Genomic DNA, 18,809 nt, shown 5'->3' with positions numbered 1-18,809 from the left:
ACAAGTTGCTCATGCTTCACAAAACTCTATTCGTATCGCAATTATGTATGGAATCTATGGCGCACTATGTGATGCATCTCTTTCTTTAACAAAATTAGATGAACCTGCATTCAGAAAGAAAGGACTGAGGACCTTGATCAGGTGGGGATTGGGGGGTATGTGATGCTCGGCTTATTAATCGGGTTAGGCATGGGTAATTACTGGTCTATCAATAATCATGTCATTATGGATCAGTTGGAGGATAAATACCGGGGCTTCTCATCCGGGATGTTGGAAACAACCAGACAAATGGGCCACGCGATGTCTTCGGGGATTGCAGCCGTGGTGATGAGCTTTGCTCTGGATCAAGACAGCGGGCACGGCAGCCATGGGCAGGGAATGGACGCGTTGTACTCCGGTACCCAAACGCTGCTCATCATTGCAGTCGTCATGGCTTTTACAGCCTTTTTACTGTCATTGATTAAGGGGAGAAACGAAACCTGAGTTTGAGTTTAACATTGCTGTATCATCGTTATTCGGGGTACGATCAGCATGTATTGAACCCTCAGCCATTGGCCTTCAAAGTATACACATAAACCTTAGTGCGATATAGATCTCCACAGGTAACTACTCGCTCTGGCCGGTATCCGGGCAAAGCAAAGCAAACGCTAATGACTCGCGCGCCAGGCACCAGCCGCTCGCCGAAGATCGTGCTCAGCCGCTTCATGGCCCCGGGATATAAGTAGCAGACTACCACATCAGCAGTCTCATACGGATAGGTGTAAATGTCCCCTCGGATGAATGTGATGGAGGCTTGGGAAGCTGCGAATGATTTCGGCATGAAACGGAAGGCAAGCCGGGCGGCAGCGCGGGAAATCCACAACGGTATGAAGGAATTTTCAATCCCGATTAGCTGCTTTACGGAACAACGACGCAGCAGATGCAGGGCAAGCGTCCCCCACCCTGAGCCCGCTTCCACGATGGTGTCGTGACACTTGAGCAGGTTAATCTCATCCGCCACAGTACGTCGAACCGGGGCCGATGAGGGCATGGGCGATATCCCGTTCTTCCAGCTTACATAGACTACGGACACCACCGCAAGAAATACGAAGGCTACCATAAGAACGGATACCATTTGATAAAGCATTTCAGCCATTCATTCCCGCCTCCTATCCAGCAGTTATTTGGTCGCTTGAACGAACAAGCATTCCTTCTGGTGCTGTCTATTAAGGCAAGCTTCAATTCCCACTTGTTGATGGTCCTGATCCTTATAAAACCACTCCAGTTAAGGAGTGGTTTTGTTTGACCGCTTCGATATTAGTTCATTTTAATTTCAAGCAGCTCATATTGAAGGATGCCTATTGGGGCGTTCACGTTAATCTTGTCTCCTGCTTTTTTACCCAAAAGCTCTTTTCCTAGCGGACTTTCGTAAGAGATTTTGTTTTCCGCCACATTCGCCTCGGCCGGACCGACAATACGGTATTCGATCTTTTCTGCGAATTCGATATCATTTAGGATCACCACAGAACCTACGCTAACTTCGTTCAAGCTCATGCTGTCCACATCCACGACCCGAGCGTTTTTTAACATGCGTTCCAGCGTCAGGATCCTCGTTTCCATAAAGGCCTGATCATCCTTAGCAGAATGATATTCGCTGTTTTCCTTGAGATCCCCATAACTGATCGCCACTTTCAACCTCTCGGCTAACTCCTTACGCTTGACGGTCTTGAGCTCCCGGAGCTCCTCCTCTACTTTCTCCAAACCCTCTTGCGTCATAATCACTTGATCATTGCTCATTGTTCCAACTCCTATTTCATTATGATCGTACCATTTTACCTTATCCTGTGATTGAATCATAATCGATCCGATCAAAAGAGTGTCAAGAAGTGTTGGGTAAAATAACGAACACCAACTCCTAGCCCAGGAGCCGCAATATCAATCCTTTAAATTAAGAGTGAAGAATACTGCTGAAAATGACTTGCAGGCCTCGGTAGTCATTCCGGAAGCCTGCTGTATTATGACGCTCCTTATTCTGTTGGAAGCTCATCCAGACTTCAGAGCGAAGGGTTCGGGAAGTCCAACATCGACCCGCCGTGGGGTGCATAATACCCAGAGTACGCCATCCTTGGTGCTCGCGAACACAACTAGGTAGTCTATCCCCGATGCGTTGATCTTCACGTTAGTTGGCTCTACTTCGATCCCATTGAGGGCCGCAAGAGAAAGAATATGGTTGATTTATTTGTATTGTTTTCGGACATGAAAAATACAATAAAAACAATGTATACATACTGAAAGCCTCATTCAGTATATCACTCAAAACGACGGATTTCAAAGCTATGCTTTGTATCCCATCACATGCTTCTCAAGAATTTCTTACAAAAAACTTGCTGTTACTTGTGATAAGGTTCACCACGATTCAGCTTAAAGCTCATGCTAGAAGCCATATGTGAAGTAAAAAGTTCATGTTCACAATCGGTAAATATTCTAAATAGAAAGAAGTTGCTATCCAATGATATAAAAGAGCTAAATTGCATCCTATACTTTTTGCGCGACGATCAGGTAATGCTGCTCCGTAGGAAACATCAAAGTGACGATGTTCAATCCATGGTCCTCCAATGTTTTTTTCATATCGTCCGAATGAATGCGATGATGAAGCGGAGGTCCTTGCTCCATCGGTTTCTTTTCCCATTCCAAGCATAAGATGAGCCCTTCCGATTTCAATACGCGATGAATTTCCTGCAGCCCCTTGGAAAGCGGATCTACTTCGTGCAGTACAAGAGACGCGATGATTTTATCCACTTGACCGTTTTCCAATGGAATGTTTTCAATGACGCCTTCAACCAATTCCACATTATTCAAATGCTGGTCGTTTACGCGCTGCTTCAGAACTTCAAGCATCTGCTCTTCTACATCCAGGGCATAAACCTTGCCAGAAGTTAGAGCTGCAGCAGGTAACGTAAAGTAGCCGATTCCAGCACCAAGATCCAATACTGCGTCAGTTTCCTTGATTTCGAGCAAAGATAAAATCTTTTCCGGAGGAAACGCCTTTCTACGTTCCGGATTGTCCAATTTTGCCATCTTGGCTGGATTAAAACGACGTTCAGACATGTGGATCGATCTCCTCTACTATATGCTCGCCTTACCGTATCCAATCCTTGGTTTGCCATACGTTATTTAGAAAGCTTTCCGCTCCAGGCACTAATTCCACCTTGTAAATGCGCCAGCTTGGAATAGCCTTTCTTCCCCAACATACGCGCTGCTTGTTTACTCCTCATCCCGCTTCTACAGTAGAGAAGCACATCCTTATCCTGCGGAATTTCCGCCAAGCGTCGATTGAACTGGGATAACGGTATATTTTTAGCTCCCGGTATATAACCGCCTTTAAACTCATGCGGTTCACGGACATCAACCAGCACTCGATTGGAGGAGCTTTCTATCTCCTTGCGAAAATCCTCATCCCTCAAGGTTCTTAAACCCCTTATGGGACCAAACCTTGTATAAGCAAACCAGATAAGCAGGATAACTGAAACAATATTAATAAGTGTACTGATGTCCATCATTGATCTCCCCTTTTCGTTATCGACTTTTCACTAACAATTCAACAGCTTCCTGAACAATCTTGCCCGTTTCTTTTCCTTTTTCCTTTTCCTCCAAAATGCATTGCTCCAAATTGACGGCTACAATATAGGCCATCGCTTTATCCGCGGCACTGCGTACAGCAGAGAGCTGCGCTACGACATCTTTGCAATCTTTTGCCTCTTCCATCATTTTAAGAATACCACGAACTTGTCCTTCCATGCGTTTAACCCGCCGGAGGACGCTCTCATCATATTTCATCATGTTCATTTCCTCCATTTCGTTTCTTCTAGGTATATTATCTCTAATAAATGCTTTAAGGACAATATACTCTGTGCAGCGCATACAACTGAGAGAAACCGTTGCTTTGGAGTACGCGAGCAGCTTTTAAGCTTTTGCGGCGGCTATCGGCGAGGATAAGAACAGGCTCCTCTGGCGAAAGCTCCTTTCTCCAGACGAACGGTAAACGGCCTAACGATATATTGATCGAACCGGGATAGTGATTTATCTGATAATCTGCCTCATCCCGGACATCGATTATTTTCATAGTCGTCATTTCTTCCTGTGTTCCCTCTAATATCCTCGTATCTACGAAGGTCAATCCGTTTACAGGCCAGACACTTCGTAGTAGCCATAATATACCGACGGCCAACAGAACGAGTACAATAGACATGTTCAAATCCTCCTTACAAGCATGCTCCGCAGCCGCTACAAACCGCAAGCTTTCGTTTGACACGGCTGCCATGCCATCAGCTTACTTAAATCTTACATTCTCCATTAGATAAACAGGTTTACCTTGGCGTTCGTGGCATCTCCCAAATAAGCAGCTACCCCTGCATACTCCAAACCATCTATTAACTCCTCTTGCTGTAAACCCAGCAGATCCATCGTCATCGTGCAGGCGACCAATTTAACCCCTTGCTCTTGCGCTAACTCAATCAGCTGCGGGAGGGTCAAGGCATTGTGTTTTTTCATAACGTGCTTAATCATTTGGGGACCCGCCCCTGCAAAATTCATCTTAGACAGCCCTAATTTATTTGCTCCCCGCGGCATCATCCATCCGAATGCTTTTTCAAGAATACCTTTATTGGTTTTCACAACCTCATCTTTACGAAGTGTATTTAGCCCCCAAAATGTAAAGAAGATCGTCACGTCATGATCATATGCTGCAGCCCCGTTAGCAATAATGAAGGCCGCTATGGCTTTATCTAAATCACCGCTGAACAACACGATCGTTGTTTGTTCTTTTGTTTCCATCCTTCTCATCTCCCTCAATATTACATATACCCCTATAGGTATTATATAGTCCAAAACTAGATATTGCAATCACAAAATCTCAGGAATCGATTGACATATAATCGTACTTTTCTAAACTCAAATAAGATGTTATAATAAAACCAAGTAACTCTATATGAAATAGGTGATTTGTATGAAAGCTTTTTTCAAAAAAATTTTTGCAAACACATGTCCCCAATGTAATGAAACGTTATCAAGTAAGAGCGATCCCATAGGCTATGTCAAAGTTTGTCCGCAAGGCCACTATAAAGAAGAAACGTATAGTGTGCTTGAGGTTAAAATCATGAATATCGATTTGAAATAAGCGAACACATCTGGATGTGCTCGCTTATTTTTTTATTTCTAGATTTTACAGTTTTCTGACGAAAAACTTATAAACGCCGTTATCTTCCTCGTGTTTAATCAGTTCATTTTTGGTTTGTTTGACCCAGGCCTGAAAATCGTTCACTGAGCCTTTATCCGTAGAAAGAACCTCCATAATTTGTCCAGCTTTCAAACCATCCATCGCTTTTTTCGCCTTCACAATGGGCATCGGACAAGCCATTCCTTTGGTATCGACAACAATATTCGTTTGCATTCTCAATTCCTCCTTATTTATCGTGAATCGCACAGCGGTTTGGACCAACTTCCATTTCACGCTGCTCTTCATTTGTTGGTTGGATTTTGCCCATATTGGTTTGACGAATTTCCTGATACGAGTTAGGATGCTGCGGCAAATTACTCGTTACCGTACGTCGAAATTCTGCTTCATCCTGTATGTTTAACCCTGGGTTCTTTTGATACAAGTCTCCCAAACGAGCGGATACCTTACCGCCTTCACCAAGCTCAGATATTTTGCCAAAGTGAGCAGGAAGTACGATTAAATCGTTGGAAAGCTCTTTATATCGGTTGTACAAGGTGTGACGTAAATCTCCTACCCAATCTTCTGCTTGCCCTGCCAAGTCTGGACGACCGATGGATTCGATAAATAAAATGTCTCCTGTGAGCAAATACTGATCATCAACGATGAGCGATGTACTCCCAATCGTATGCCCCGGTGAATACACAGGTTGGATTTTAATGTGGGTGTTCCCAACCGTGATTTCTTTAGCGTCCTCTAGTTTTTCATATGGGAAGACGACATCTGCAGCATCTTTTGGAGGCAGCCAGTAGGTTGCTCCAACTTTCTCAGCTAAACTTCTTCCCCCGGAGATATGGTCTGCGTGCAGATGTGTATCCATCGTGTGTTTAATCGTCAGCCCGTTTTCTTTCGCGAAACTTTCAAACACGTCGGTCATTCTAAGCGTATCCACAATAGCGGCCTCACCATTGGAAACCACCATATAAGAGAGACAGCCCTTGCCGATGCGAACGAACTGATAGATCGAACCGCCGTCCTTTAAATCACCGATTTTTACGGGCTCCAGATATTCACTCCAGGATTTCATACCGCCCTCAAGATAATATACTTGGCTCCGGCCGGCTCCTATTAGCTGTTCAGCTACGAATATGGAGGAACCCTCTTTGGCGCAAACAACCAGCACCTGCTTATCCGCCGGGATCTTGTCGAGAGCGGAATCTACTCCCTCCAGCAAATCGAAATACGGGATATTGATGATTTCAATGCTTTCCCCTTCAATTTTCCAGTCGTTAAAATCACTTTCGTTGCGAACATCCAGAATGAATAGTTCTTTCTTATCGAGGACAAATCGCGTAAGATCTTTCGCATTCATTCCCTGCAAATTGGCTGTCGTAGTCATATTCCAAACCCCCTCTAGTTAGAATGTCAAAGTCACGTTGGCATCCTTCGCAAAATCCAAGAAGGTTACAGCTCCGCCGACTTCGATGCCTTCAATAAAATCTTCTTTCTTCAGATTCATCACATCCATGGTCATTTGGCAGGCAATGATTTTGACACCCAATTCTTGTGCCATATGAACAAGTTCGGGAATTGAAGGCACGTTAGCGTTTTTAAACCCCTCCACAAAATGTTCTTTACCCGCGGGCAGAGGCAATTGCTGATACCCCTGTTTATGAATTAGATTGAGTCCTTCAAATGTGAAGAAGATGGCGACCTCAGAATCGGTAGCGGCCGATGCCGTTGCAATGTTGAATACCTTATAAGCATCGAATAATCCGCCGTTGCTTGCAATGATTGCTACTTTAGTTGACATAAGTGATTGACCTCCGTTTTTTTTTGATTTACTGATTTTTCTCCGTCGGACCGGTCCAACCGGACATCCCAGGCATTACATTTTTTACATTTTTAAAGCCCTTATCATTGAGCAGCTGGCATGCCATATCGCTTCGGGTTCCTGTTCGGCAAACGACATGTATTTCTTGATCAGGATTGAGCTCACTCAGACGGTTTTCCAAATCACCCAACGGTATGGAGATGGCTCCAGGAATACGATTAAAAGCATATTCCGCTGGTTCGCGTACATCTAACACCGTTGGTTTTTCACCCGCTTCCAGCTTTTTCTGCAATTCCTCGGAAGTCAAGGTATGTGGAAATTTGAATTCTTCCTTGATTTCATTCGGATTGGCTTTACGAAGGTAATGCTTCAACACTTCTCCTTCGTGAATGGTTCCTAAATATTGATGGCCTGTATTCTTGGCCCATCCTTGAATATCAGCTAATGAACCTTTATCTGTAGCCTGAACCTCAATTACTTGACCGGAATTCAATTGGTCGATAGCTTTTTTCGTTTTGACTATCGGCATCGGACAAGCCAGCCCTTTGCAATCCAGTTTTAGATCCGCTTGAATTACTGATGGTGTCGACATAATCATAACCTCCCATTTTGTTTTATTATCTAGCGATTTATGTCCGGTTGATTCAGTTTGTTATTATACCAATACCCCTATAGGTATAATATATCTAAATTTTTTTGTTCTGTCAACTGCTAGCTTATTCGACATCCCCATTCCACTCCGACATACCGCCTGGCATATTTATAACCTTATAACCTAAAGACTCCAACATTTCGCAGGCCAATCCGCTTCGATTTCCGCTGCGGCAAACAACGATGGTTTCTTGGTGAGGATCTAGTTCACTGTGCCTTTGGCCAAGAAAGCCCAATGGAATATGCTTCGCGCCGCGGATATGCCCGGACTCCCACTCATTGCTTTCCCGGACATCCAGGATGTTGAGTGACTCTCCTTGTTCTAACCTTTGCTTTACTTCTTGAGGCATCATCTCTTTTGAATATTTACCTGCCATGTTCAGCACTCCTCTTTATGTTAAAATATCGATCCAAATCTTAATAACGGTTGCCGTAATTAAGCCGGCAAGTATCCATTGAAGAACCTTAACGTTCATTTTTTGCCCAACTTTGGATCCAATTGGTGACGCTAAGATACTAGCCACTACCATAACGATGGACGGTATGAGAAGCATATGTCCTCCCATGACTTTCCCTACCGTTGACCCAATAGACGAAATGAATGTAATTGCCAAGGAAGAAGCTATAGCCACCCTAGTAGGAATCTTCAAAACAACCAGCATAATAGGAACGGTGATAAATGCGCCTGCTGCGCCGACAATACCCGATAGAGTACCTACGACCACAGCCGATATAGAAGCGATGGGAACATGAAATCGAAGCTGCGAATGATCTTCGCTCTCCACTCCTTTTTTCGGAAGAAACATCATGATTGCCGCGGCCAAGGCCATAATAGCGTATGTTAGGTTGATTGCCGAATCAGGAAGAAACTTGGATCCATATCCACCGATGAAGCTTCCGATAACAATGGGTACCCCCATATAAAGGACTAATCTTTTATTAATGAAATTGCCTTTACGGTAAGCGAAGATTCCTGCCAATGTGGCGAAAAAGACCTGCACCGCACTAATGGCTGAAACCTCTTGTGCTGTATATGCGATCAATCCAAAGGCCGGCGGAATATAAAGCAGCATCGGATATTTGATGATGGCTCCTCCAATACCGACCATTCCCGAAATAAAGGAGCCTATGAAGCCTATAGCAAAAAGGGTAATGATCAAACCGAAATCCAATTCCATAAGTCACCCCTTTCCCGGTAAGTACTTTGTATTTCAACTGTTTTATTCGTCAGTTACATAAGGATCTTCATATGATCCATCCTCCCTTTATACATATACCCCTATATGTATTATGATAGTGTGTTTATACCCTTATGTCAATACTTCTTTATTCGACTGTTCCCATGCAACCGTATGGAAACCCATATTAACGTAACAAAATTTCCCGACTGGCTGCAGCCATCGGGAAGCAAGTGATCGAAATATTCTAAAAATTACGTACGAATAAACAGAATAGTGATACCAATGATGAAGGCTATAAGCACCACCCAACTAACTACGGCAATCCAAATTCCCGAGCTCCCATCTTTTGTTTCCATATGATTCACTCCATGCTTTTAAATGTATCTTTAATTTCCCCAAAAGTAATGTGAATATACCCTGCCGCATTTGAATAGCAGCTGGCCTCCTGATAAAATTACATCGTAAATAAAATTCAAATAAAAATAAGAAAGGGGTAGGCGCTTGAGGTTAATAGCTACTTTAGTCCATAAGAAATTAAACCAGCTCGAAGGCAGAACCTTTGAAAGACGGGCTGCTAGAGGTATCATTCTGAAGGATTCAAAAATCCTTTTATTATACACGAAGAGATATAACGATTATAGTTTTCCAGGCGGCGGTATCGAAGACAACGAAAACTTGATCATCGGGTTAAAAAGAGAATTATCCGAGGAAACCGGCGCCCAAAATATTGAGGTTATTCGTGAATTTGGCTACATTGATGAATATAGACCGCATTATAAGCCGGAATATGATTTAATCCACATGTTATCTTAATATTATGTTTGCACAATTGACGATCATTTTAAAACAGCCAGCCTTGAAGATTATGAGTTAGCCAATGGCATGTCAGCTGTTTGGATTGACGTTCAAGAAGCGATTAGTCATAACAAAGAAGTCATATCCAACCAAGATCCATCTATGGGTTTTTCTATTGAACGAGAAACCTTGGTTTTAGAGCTAGCGGCTGAAGAATTAGTACAATATGCTGATAAATGACGATGACAGATCTACCCGTGTTTGAAGCTCCATTCATTCAAATGTTAAAACCGCTCAAACAAGAAAGCCGGCCGGCATTCCTTAGCTTCTCCTGTTTGAGCGGTCTACTTTTCAAACCTCTACATTATTATGGCAAACTCACAACGGATCCATGCCAATTCAGCATACCGCCTTTAACATTAATGAGTTTCTCATAGCCATTCTCTTTTAACAATTCAGCAGCTTGCATACTTCGACTTCCACTGCGGCATATGATGACGATTTCTTTATCTTTGGGAAGCGTACTGTAAGTTTCATTTAATGTACTGAGCGGCTTATTATTCATACCTTCAATATATCCAGACTTAAATTCATGCTCCTCACGAACATCTATAAATACGACATCATCAAGGTTGGCTTTCGTCATGCGTTCTTCCAACTCGTGGTTAGTAATTTGTTCAATTCCCGGTGTTGGCAAAAGCTTATATCCTAAAAACCCCAGCGCTATAACAACAATCACAATGATTCCCAAGTTTTTCTTTATCATCTTTGTACCCTCCCTTTTTAAGAATTACAATTTCAATGTCGACGCAATACAATATACCCCTATAAGTATATTACCTGGCATGGAAAATGATTGCAACCCTAAGATTCCATACCATACATAGTTTGGATTCATCAAAAAAACCTTAGCCTAAAAACACGCTAAGGTTACCGCTTTGTGTACATTCCGCAAAATATTGATCAATCTAAGCAGCATTTACAGTATTCGTAACGGCTATCCCCTTTTCTACAGGACCTCGAAAAAATCCGAAAGTTCCCTTTGGGATCTGATTTGCGAAGGACATAATGAATAACTCTATCTCGTTCAACTTCTCCGGAAAGTACCGCGCGAACCTTTATCGTATCGCTGGAGGATTTCAATATAGAAAGAAATTCTACAAAGGAAGGAAGAGCTGGAGGATCACCCAAAATCGTCGCCGTCTCCCCATTGATTGAAATCACCCCTAAATTACACATCATCGTTTTTGCAAAATTATCGCTCCAATATCTTTTAAAATAAAGCTTCACTTTTTCGGGAGTATCGAACCGTTCATCATTTACAATTTGAAAATCGATTCCATTTAAGTTTATTTATGATCCCTTACGGTTTGCATAGCAAACCTCATACCAGACTTGCTCTTCTTTGTTAAGGAAGTCTTTAAGCTCGCTTTTGCGCATTTTCTACACCTCCATTTACAAGGTATGAAAAAAAGGCGCAGCCCGTACGTGGGCAAAACAAAGAAATAAAGTATAGGCAATTGGGAGACTAACGATGTTGCACCATGATGGTGCGCTCTCAATAAACCGTATAAGTTTGCTCTGTTTGAGCGCCTTCGACGCTTTTTAGGAAAGCTTGCGCTACCCTGCTGGCAGGGACTGGCTCGAAGCCAGGAAAATACGGACCATACTTTTTCATTGATTCTACTAAGACATTAGGGCTTACATTGTTTATACGTATGCCGCGAGGCATTTCAATAGATATCCGCTCCATTACGTAATGCTACGACGTTACCATAGCTCCGCCGTTAACATGGACCACCTCCCCGGTCACATAGCTGGAATCATCCGCTGCTAGAAACACAAAAGCCGGAGCCAGCTCGAACGGTTGGCCCGCGCGTTTCATCGGTGTATCCAGGCCGAAGCGGGATACTTCATCCGCCGAGTAGCTGGAGACGATCAGCGGCGTCCAGATCGGTCCCGGGGCGACGGCGTTGACCCGGATTCCCCGTTGCACCAAGGACAGGGCAAGTGAACGCGTGAACGAGACGATAGCCCCTTTTGTAGATGAGTAGTCGATCAGAGTGGGCGCGCCCCTATATGCGGTGATCGAGGCCGTGCTGACGATCGCGCTTCCCGGCTTAAGATGGGGAAGCGCGGCTTTGGTCATGTAGAACATCGGGTAAATATTCGTGCTGTACGTGTTGTGCAGCTGTTCGGCGGAAATGTCGGACACGCTTTCCTGTGGAAACTGAACGGCCTGGTTCAAGATCAGGATATCGATCTTGCCGAAGATGCGGAGTGTCTGATCGACCGCCTCCCGGCAAATCGATTCCGACCTCAGGTCGCCGGGAATAAGCAAGCATGCTCTGCCGAGCTGCTCGATGCGCTGTTTCGTCTCGTTCGCGTCCCGGTGCTCGTATAAATACGGGATAGCGATATCGGCTCCCTCCTTGGCGAAGGCGATGGCAACCGCGCGGCCGATGCCGCTGTCGCCGCCGGTAACGATGGCAACCTTGTTTTGCAGTTTGCCGCTGCCGATGTAGGACGGGTTTTCAAAAATCGGACGGGGCACCATTTCGTACTCCAGACCGGGCTGCACCGACTGATGCTGGGGCGGGAACGTAATCGGCTCCTCAGTGCATTTCGTTTGTTTTCCGTAATAAGGATAACCGGGTATCATATTGACCTCCTGACACTAATCCAGATAAGTCTATTGTATTCCGAACGGCGTGGATCGGTTCATGAGCGGAGCTTGTATGAATTCACTCCTCACGGGGGAGAGCTTTTGAAACGTAAAGAAAATCGCCGAACGACTTGAGCTCCAAGTATAACCAACGGATCGTCTACGTCGATTCGTTCTCAGATGCGAGAAACCAAGAACGTCTGAATGACGATGTTAGTATCTACCAAATTCATGATCAGACTGCCGGATCCTAACGTTTCCCGATAGTTCAATAAAATAAGAGAACGCCTCAGCGTTCTCATGTCGTTCTCCCAATACTAATCGGTTCTGTACGGATCTCCGCATCGTTAGGTAGCTCTACGCCAATTTACATGTTAGCGGAACGGAAAAATTTATTGTGCACCGTGAACCGGCTCCCCGGAAACCGAAAGCCGAGGCTGAACCCGTTTGATTTCCAGCCGGACGGTTGCGAGATATGGCGTCACAACGCAGCGGCGGATGAGTTTGTTTAGCGCGCGACGTTTTCCCGATCGAACGGCCTGCAGGATAAATGATGCAAACGAAACATCTGCTGCCAGCTTGCGATACAAGGGCATAATCCCTCTTGAGATCACTTGGTGCAACGATGTATTGAAATAAAATTGTGTCGTTCCGGGCCGGATGGACGTTCCGTTTGTTATTGGAAGACCGGCTTGGGGAACGGCACATCCACGAAATAGCCAATCCCGTTGGTGGACAAGCTGGTCGTGTCCGCGGCCAGTACCACACGCCGAAACAATCGTTCCATCGCTTGAATGTTCCCGGTGCGAACCGCCTGCGACCAGCGCAGCGCGTAGCTGCGATTGCCCGCAATTTGCCGGTAAAACGGAATCATCAACCGGGCCGTTCGGCTCAGCATTCCGTGTGGGCCACAGCCTCAGACTACGTCCGTTCCTGGTACGATATTCCCCGAAAATGAAGACGGCCTCCACAGGTAAAATAAAAAAGCTGCCCATCCAGGCAGCCCTCATCATGTTAATCAGTTTTCTACTTTTCTTTATAAATAGATAAACACTATTCATCAATGCTCCATTCCCGGCATATTGGACATATCGTGTCCGTTTCCACCACCGCCTGTATTTTGCTCCGATTCATTGTTAGTACTGCCACCGACGTGTCCGCCATGGCCTTCACCTGATTCAGATACGATCTCAAGCATCGAATCGATTTCTCCTTGTGCCGCGGCACTTAAAGAGTCTACACTACCTGTGAGCCAAGCATGGTTATAAGGACCTTCTGTCGGTGACTTCTTATACTTCGGTTGCATCGACATGACATAAGAATGCACGCTTTCCGGCATTTTATCCTTATCCGTCAACAGCAAAGGCGCATGCTTTCCAAGATGCGAGAAAGGTGCAGCCGCAAGGGCTACAGCAGGCGTATCCTTACTCACAAAGGAAAAATTGTGTCCTGATGCAGTAATTCCCCACCCAAAATCAGTTTCCGGATCTTTGTATTTCGCAAAGGCAACCGCATTTTCATATGGATCATTACCGGCAATCCGAACGACCTTACCGTATTGTCCCAATTGGTTTTGTACGTTAGCCGAGACCGCCGACTCAGGGCCAAGAATATAAATGTTTGCTTTACCGTTCCGTGTCTTCAGGGCATCTACGGTTTCTTGAGGAACTTCATCTTTATTTACGTAAAGCAGCGGCTCCGGCATGTGAGCTATCCAGTTCACCGCAGGTATCGTAAATTCCTGATTCTCCATCGAACCTACAATGACTGAAGCAGGCGTTTCTTTGGTCACATTCGTATAATAAGCATCGATGGATTTGGCCACCGCAGCCGGACTTCCGCCTGCAATCTTATCTGTCTTTAATCCGAGCTCTTTTACTTGATCCTCTACTTTTTGATCCAGCTCGCCGACCAAAATGACTTGAATCCCATTGTTCATTTCAACACCTGTAGGCTTGAGCCTTTTTAACTCGTTCAACGTGACATCGGGAATTCCATCTTTGTTTACGAATAATACGGGCCCGTTATTGGGGTGGTGAATCAAATTCGCGCTGGCAAGTGTGGTTTGCCAGTCGTCCGGGTTCGCTAATACAACACCACCTGGCCGATTCATATCGCTAGTTGCCATCCAGAGCGTTTGAGAAACCACAGCGGCAGCCTCCGCAGGATCACTTGTATTGATTCGCGTTGTATTTTTCGATCCTATCCAGGGCGAACTTGTCGCCGTGGTTGGTGCGGCACCCGTCTGCTGACCTGAGTTCCCCATGTTATGTCCCTCATGTTGTTCGGATGAATCTGTATTATTAAAACAACCTGTTAATGCTAAAGCTGCAGCTACAGAAATAATTCCCACCTTGAATATCTTTTTCATTGTCTCATTCCTCCATTTAACTATTCATTTCTTGTCCTTTATTTATGATTTGCTGCCTAATCACTCCATCATCGGATGAAACAAAAACATCGTTATTTTCCGTTGCTAGAGTCAGTTCCTTAGGGGTTACTCTAAGTATAGCCATCGCTTTTGAAGATCTTGTGTAGATGAGATCATCATAGAATAATTACCGATCCTACAAGAGTGGTGAAACCTGAAGATTCAATAAGCAAGAAATATCAATTTAACCTTGTGTTTTTAGAAGTTCGCTAACATAATAAATCAGCCTGCCGGTTCACCGGCAGGCTGATTTATTGTTACCTATAGCTACGCATGAAATTTTTGAAAAAATACAACTGAAATGTCGTTATTGACAGTAAAGCCCTCGACAGTCTGCGCTGGTAGCGGACCCGAGGGCTTGTTTTTTTACTGCGAAATCTGCTGGACCTTGGAAGGAACCTCGTCTAGGCCGACGGCCGATTCGAACACATTGTCTTGCGGAACGTTCGTGAGATCCAGCTTTTGCTTTACCTGATCCTCGATATTCCCATACCATGCCTCCAAGGAGTTGTCCAACTGCTCCTCTCGATTACGATCCTCGTTCACATCCGAATCCACTTCGATTTCATTACCCAATACCCCATAGTCGTCTTTAGGATGGCTCATCCTTTTCTTCATCTCCTCCGTGTATGGAATCGAATTTCCATTAGGAATTTGTCAATATCAGCTTAGCTGCTTTTCTCTTCCCGTGACGGATCCTCCCCTTAAAAAAATGGGTCTCTGTAAAAATGCCCTGTATAAATCCATTTTATTCATGGCCAAATAATGGGAGATGTGCTAAACACCGAGATTTATTCGCCTATGGTCGAAACATGATTAAGGTTGTTAACTATGCTTAGTATTGAAAAAATTACCCTTCCAGCACATCTGCCCCCAATTCGCCCGCAACTTCAATCATCTTGGGAATCACTGCTTCATTGGTGCCAGATACATAAATATCTCCCTGATAATGCCGGAATGGGATCTTTGTATCGCCGTAGCTCCACAGGAAAAAATCTCCCTCAAATGACATGCTGGTAGAGCCTGTCACCGTAAATACTGATGTATAGGAAAAATCAGGTTTGGACGTAAAATACCGTTTGCACTCTTCCAAAGATATTGTTTGCGCCGAATTGTCATTTTCCTGAAAAGCTCTTGTAATTCGATAGCGTTTACTCATTGAGATGCCTCCATTATCGTCAGTTTATCTTTAGTTCAACATAAGCAACCGGCTTCGATTGGCTGCTTCTTCGTGATGTTATTGAAGTAAACCTCGAAAGCGTAAAAAGCTCGCTCGGCAGCCTTGTCTTGTTGAGAACTGAGCTATTGTTCTCCGTTAGTGAAAAAGGCGGCCGATCACCGGCCACCTCCACTAGTTAATTATTTAGCTCTCGGTTCCGTTATCGGAAAGATTTTTCATTCAAGCTTATCTCTTTCATGCTTATATTCCATTTCTATCATATTCGTTAGGGAGAGCGAGCTTACTTTTTTTTATTTCCTATTCCTAAATAGATAGATCCTTCTCCTTCACTATAAAATGCTGTCACTTTTCTTCCATTCGTTATACAGTTGGGCTGGTACAACAGGAATTTTAAAAGAGTGAGAGATAGTTGGTTCAGGTTTTCCAGGAGGATTGCTGCCCCGGTACGCCGAACTTACGTCCATCCTTAAACCCAAGCTCATTTTTAAAAGCATCAAAATTTTTGCTTTCATCCGGCGACCATACCGATTTCAGCTGAGGTGCCTTCCAACCTCCGGGATATACCAAAGCGTAACGGAACCATAGTATATCCGTTTATTATTTTTGCTGGTACCCCTAAATTCTCTTCTTTACACCGTTAACGATTTCTTCTTTGCAATTACCGTTTGGGTTTGAGCGTTCCATTCCACATGGGATCCAAAAGCTTCAAAGATGGCTCGCATGGGGACTAGCACACTTCCTTGCTGAAGAATCAGAGCTTGGTCAAAATAAAGAGCTTGTCCGTTTATTCCTGACACTTATAGGTTCAGATGCCATTGCTGGTTGACTTCCGGCTACCAAAGGAATTGTCAGCCCTAGCGTTATGATGACTTAACTAAGAAGATTCACTATACACTACCATCCTATCGTTCAATTTCATTATAGTATTTATTATTGACTATTTTGAGATCCTGCACAAGGTTCTGATTGAATATTTACCTCATGACTTTCCCCTTACTAATATGATTCATACACATTATACACTTATTCGTTGAACTCCCATGCCCATTAGGTCAAAGATACGCGTGCAGTTATGTAGTACTTCAAATAACCCAATTAACTGGGACTAAGCACTTTATTTTCTTTTAACAGCGGTAGCGGGGGTAGAACCTCACTGCCGTAGGACCGTGATCCCGTGGGCTAAAAGGGGAAAGTCAGGAGCAAACCTTTTTTGACAAAGGAAAACCATATGTAAGAGGAAAGAGTTTTACGATCATTCATACCCGCGAGGGACTAGAACAGTTTCATCAGTAGCCATTAACAAAAGAAAAACGCCCCTTGGAGGGACGTTTCGGTTAATGCTCATTCTTTAATTTCGGATTAGATGATCGAATGCACCTAAGGCTGCAGTAGCACCCGATCCCATCGAGATAATAATCTGCTTATATGGACTGTTTGTGCAGTCACCTGCAGCAAATACTCCAGGTACGTTCGTAGCGCCATGACTATTTACAACGATCTCTCCCATGCGATTGCGTTCGACCGTATCGCCTAACCAATCGGTATTTGGTACAAGACCGATTTGAACAAACACGCCCTGCAATTCAATATGCCGAACTTCTCCCGTATCGCGTTCAATGTAGGATATACCGTTAACCTTATCAGTACCGGTAATTTCTTTGCTTTGAACGTTCTTCAGAACAGTTACATTAGGCAGACTATAAAGGCGCTTTTGTAATACAGAATCAGCTTTCAGCTCTGGCATAAACTCAAGAACAGTTACATGGCTTACAATCCCTGCGAGATCTATTGCCGCCTCAATACCGGAATTACCGCCGCCAATAACCGCTACGTGTTTCCCAGTAAACAAAGGACCGTCACAATGAGGGCAGTATGCTACACCTTTGTTCTTGAACTCTGCTTCGCCGGGCACACCAACATTGCGCCAACGAGCACCTGTTGAAAGGATTACGGTCTTGCTCTTTAGAACAGCACCGTTTTCGAGTTCGACTTCAATGAAGTCCTTTTTCTCTAAACGCTTGGCACGCTGTAAATTCATTACATCAATGCCGTACTCTTTCGCATGCTCTTCAAGACTCGCTGCGAGCTTAGGACCTTCGGTGTATTTAACACTAATGAAGTTCTCAATACCCACGGTGTCCATGACCTGGCCACCAAAGCGTTCAGCCACAATACCTGTGCGAATGCCTTTACGCGCTGCATAAATCGCTGCACTTGCACCGGCTGGGCCGCCTCCAACAACAAGCACATCATATGGGTCCTTGTCAGCAAAAGCTGAAGCATCCGGTGCATTACCCATCTTGGCGAGAATTTCTTCAAGCGTCATACGACCACTACCGAAGGATTCCCCATTTAAGTAAACCGTTGGCACAGCCATGATGTTTTTGCTTTCTACCTCTTCTTTAAACGCTGCGCCGTCAATCATGGTATGCGTAATGCCTGGATTGAGGACGCTCATCAGGTTCAGTGCCTGAACAACATCGGGACAATTGTGGCAGCTCAGGCTGATATAAGATTCAAAATGATATTCGCCGCTAATGCCTTTAATCTGATCAATGACGTTCTGTTCAACCTTTGGAGCTCTTCCGCTAACCTGCAGCAGAGCTAGAACTAATGAAGTAAACTCGTGTCCTAGAGGAATACCGGCAAAAGTTACCCCGGTATCTTCGCCCACACGATTTACACTAAAGCTCGGAGTTCTCGGTAATTGCGCTTTTTCTACCGTGATTCTAGAAGACATGCTGGATAGTTCATCCACCAAAGCCAGCATGTCCTTAGATACCGCATCGGACTCTGCGCTAACTTTAATTAGCACATCGCCTTCCATTAGTTGAAGGTATTGGTTTAATTGGGCCTTAATATCTGCTTCCAGTACCATTTT

General features: G+C 44.4%; 27 protein-coding genes and 1 pseudogene. 3 read left to right on the top strand and 25 right to left on the bottom strand.

From position 1 onward, the window contains the following. The first annotated feature begins 162 nt into the window (after positions 1 to 162). Positions 163 to 483, top strand: coding sequence for an MFS transporter (locus tag JOE45_RS20685; protein WP_210022572.1), 321 nt, complete (start codon positions 163 to 165; stop codon positions 481 to 483). A 61-nt stretch (positions 484 to 544) separates the two neighbouring features. On the opposite strand, the gene JOE45_RS20680 is transcribed toward JOE45_RS20685, so the two are convergent. From JOE45_RS20680 to JOE45_RS20620, 13 genes are all read right to left on the bottom strand, one after another. Continuing rightward, complete coding sequence (locus JOE45_RS20680) at positions 545 to 1,135, bottom strand: class I SAM-dependent methyltransferase (protein WP_245247101.1); 591 nt, start codon at positions 1,133 to 1,135, stop codon at positions 545 to 547. 161 nt (positions 1,136 to 1,296) lie between these two features. Further along, entirely contained in the window at positions 1,297 to 1,776 is a 480-nt protein-coding gene (gene greA / locus JOE45_RS20675) for a transcription elongation factor GreA (protein ID WP_210022573.1), read from the bottom strand. A 738-nt stretch (positions 1,777 to 2,514) separates the two neighbouring features. Further along, positions 2,515 to 3,087: a class I SAM-dependent methyltransferase gene (locus JOE45_RS20670; RefSeq protein WP_210022574.1), complete on the bottom strand. Its 573-nt coding sequence runs from the start codon at positions 3,085 to 3,087 to the stop codon at positions 2,515 to 2,517. Between the two features lie 62 nt (positions 3,088 to 3,149). Continuing rightward, entirely contained in the window at positions 3,150 to 3,539 is a 390-nt protein-coding gene (locus JOE45_RS20665; RefSeq protein ID WP_348632567.1) for a rhodanese-like domain-containing protein, read from the bottom strand. A gap of 16 nt (positions 3,540 to 3,555) precedes the next feature. Beyond that, the gene (locus tag JOE45_RS20660; protein ID WP_210022575.1) at positions 3,556 to 3,819 is read right to left on the bottom strand and encodes a metal-sensitive transcriptional regulator; all 264 of its coding nucleotides are present in this window, start codon (positions 3,817 to 3,819) and stop codon (positions 3,556 to 3,558) included. Positions 3,820 to 3,871: 52 nt separating this feature from the next. Then, positions 3,872 to 4,228, bottom strand: a complete 357-nt coding sequence (locus JOE45_RS20655; RefSeq protein WP_210022576.1) for a rhodanese-like domain-containing protein — start codon at positions 4,226 to 4,228, stop codon at positions 3,872 to 3,874. A 104-nt stretch (positions 4,229 to 4,332) separates the two neighbouring features. After that, entirely contained in the window at positions 4,333 to 4,812 is a 480-nt protein-coding gene (locus JOE45_RS20650) for a DsrE/DsrF/DrsH-like family protein (RefSeq protein ID WP_210022577.1), read from the bottom strand. A gap of 388 nt (positions 4,813 to 5,200) precedes the next feature. Further along, positions 5,201 to 5,428, bottom strand: coding sequence for a sulfurtransferase TusA family protein (locus tag JOE45_RS20645; RefSeq protein ID WP_210022578.1), 228 nt, complete (start codon positions 5,426 to 5,428; stop codon positions 5,201 to 5,203). A gap of 13 nt (positions 5,429 to 5,441) precedes the next feature. After that, positions 5,442 to 6,590, bottom strand: a complete 1,149-nt coding sequence (locus JOE45_RS20640) for an MBL fold metallo-hydrolase (RefSeq protein WP_210022579.1) — start codon at positions 6,588 to 6,590, stop codon at positions 5,442 to 5,444. A gap of 18 nt (positions 6,591 to 6,608) precedes the next feature. Next, positions 6,609 to 7,004, bottom strand: coding sequence for a DsrE/DsrF/DrsH-like family protein (locus tag JOE45_RS20635; protein ID WP_210022580.1), 396 nt, complete (start codon positions 7,002 to 7,004; stop codon positions 6,609 to 6,611). 28 nt (positions 7,005 to 7,032) lie between these two features. After that, a complete protein-coding gene (locus tag JOE45_RS20630) occupies positions 7,033 to 7,617 on the bottom strand; it encodes a sulfurtransferase TusA family protein (RefSeq protein WP_210022581.1) in 585 nt (194 codons plus the stop codon). Between the two features lie 124 nt (positions 7,618 to 7,741). Then, complete coding sequence (locus JOE45_RS20625) at positions 7,742 to 8,053, bottom strand: rhodanese-like domain-containing protein (RefSeq protein WP_210022582.1); 312 nt, start codon at positions 8,051 to 8,053, stop codon at positions 7,742 to 7,744. A gap of 15 nt (positions 8,054 to 8,068) precedes the next feature. Beyond that, a complete protein-coding gene (locus JOE45_RS20620; protein ID WP_210022583.1) occupies positions 8,069 to 8,854 on the bottom strand; it encodes a sulfite exporter TauE/SafE family protein in 786 nt (261 codons plus the stop codon). 504 nt (positions 8,855 to 9,358) lie between these two features. On the opposite strand from JOE45_RS20620, the gene JOE45_RS23715 reads away from it, so the two are divergent. Next, positions 9,359 to 9,670 carry an NUDIX domain-containing protein gene (locus tag JOE45_RS23715; RefSeq protein WP_245247100.1) on the top strand — a complete coding sequence of 104 codons (312 nt, stop codon included), beginning with the start codon at positions 9,359 to 9,361 and terminating at the stop codon, positions 9,668 to 9,670. Positions 9,671 to 9,739: 69 nt separating this feature from the next. Beyond that, positions 9,740 to 9,892 (top strand): hypothetical protein, encoded by a 153-nt coding sequence (locus tag JOE45_RS23710; RefSeq protein WP_245247099.1) that lies wholly within the window; start codon positions 9,740 to 9,742, stop codon positions 9,890 to 9,892. A gap of 127 nt (positions 9,893 to 10,019) precedes the next feature. Here the strand turns inward: JOE45_RS23710 and JOE45_RS20610 are convergent, their stop codons facing one another. The 12 genes and pseudogenes from JOE45_RS20610 to ahpF form a co-directional block, all read right to left on the bottom strand. Then, on the bottom strand, positions 10,020 to 10,418 hold the full coding sequence (locus tag JOE45_RS20610; protein ID WP_210022584.1) for a rhodanese-like domain-containing protein: 399 nt from the start codon (positions 10,416 to 10,418) through the stop codon (positions 10,020 to 10,022). Positions 10,419 to 10,615: 197 nt separating this feature from the next. Beyond that, positions 10,616 to 11,005, bottom strand: coding sequence for a DL-endopeptidase inhibitor IseA family protein (locus JOE45_RS24290; RefSeq protein ID WP_210023546.1), 390 nt, complete (start codon positions 11,003 to 11,005; stop codon positions 10,616 to 10,618). 205 nt (positions 11,006 to 11,210) lie between these two features. Then, a pseudogene (locus tag JOE45_RS23705) lies at positions 11,211 to 11,390 on the bottom strand (short chain dehydrogenase); the annotation flags it as partial. A gap of 24 nt (positions 11,391 to 11,414) precedes the next feature. Continuing rightward, positions 11,415 to 12,314, bottom strand: a complete 900-nt coding sequence (locus JOE45_RS20600; protein WP_210022585.1) for an SDR family oxidoreductase — start codon at positions 12,312 to 12,314, stop codon at positions 11,415 to 11,417. 179 nt (positions 12,315 to 12,493) lie between these two features. Then, positions 12,494 to 12,619 carry a hypothetical protein gene (locus JOE45_RS23915; protein ID WP_280874723.1) on the bottom strand — a complete coding sequence of 42 codons (126 nt, stop codon included), beginning with the start codon at positions 12,617 to 12,619 and terminating at the stop codon, positions 12,494 to 12,496. Between the two features lie 90 nt (positions 12,620 to 12,709). Continuing rightward, a complete protein-coding gene (locus tag JOE45_RS20595; protein ID WP_210022586.1) occupies positions 12,710 to 12,907 on the bottom strand; it encodes a hypothetical protein in 198 nt (65 codons plus the stop codon). Positions 12,908 to 12,993: 86 nt separating this feature from the next. Then, positions 12,994 to 13,215: a hypothetical protein gene (locus JOE45_RS20590; RefSeq protein ID WP_210022587.1), complete on the bottom strand. Its 222-nt coding sequence runs from the start codon at positions 13,213 to 13,215 to the stop codon at positions 12,994 to 12,996. Between the two features lie 162 nt (positions 13,216 to 13,377). Further along, positions 13,378 to 14,688 (bottom strand): cell wall-binding repeat-containing protein, encoded by a 1,311-nt coding sequence (locus JOE45_RS20585; protein ID WP_210022588.1) that lies wholly within the window; start codon positions 14,686 to 14,688, stop codon positions 13,378 to 13,380. A gap of 426 nt (positions 14,689 to 15,114) precedes the next feature. After that, the gene (locus JOE45_RS20580; protein WP_210022589.1) at positions 15,115 to 15,354 is read right to left on the bottom strand and encodes a hypothetical protein; all 240 of its coding nucleotides are present in this window, start codon (positions 15,352 to 15,354) and stop codon (positions 15,115 to 15,117) included. 244 nt (positions 15,355 to 15,598) lie between these two features. Beyond that, entirely contained in the window at positions 15,599 to 15,907 is a 309-nt protein-coding gene (locus JOE45_RS20575; RefSeq protein ID WP_210022590.1) for a hypothetical protein, read from the bottom strand. A gap of 650 nt (positions 15,908 to 16,557) precedes the next feature. Beyond that, positions 16,558 to 16,725 (bottom strand): stalk domain-containing protein, encoded by a 168-nt coding sequence (locus JOE45_RS24285; protein WP_461479726.1) that lies wholly within the window; start codon positions 16,723 to 16,725, stop codon positions 16,558 to 16,560. 551 nt (positions 16,726 to 17,276) lie between these two features. Continuing rightward, the gene (gene ahpF / locus JOE45_RS20565) at positions 17,277 to 18,806 is read right to left on the bottom strand and encodes an alkyl hydroperoxide reductase subunit F (RefSeq protein ID WP_210022592.1); all 1,530 of its coding nucleotides are present in this window, start codon (positions 18,804 to 18,806) and stop codon (positions 17,277 to 17,279) included. Between the last annotated feature and the right edge of the window lie 3 nt (positions 18,807 to 18,809).

Source organism: Paenibacillus sp. PvR098, from assembly GCF_017833255.1.
GTDB lineage: Bacteria > Bacillota > Bacilli > Paenibacillales > NBRC-103111 > Paenibacillus_G.
This window is presented reverse-complemented; position numbering and strand designations above follow the sequence as displayed.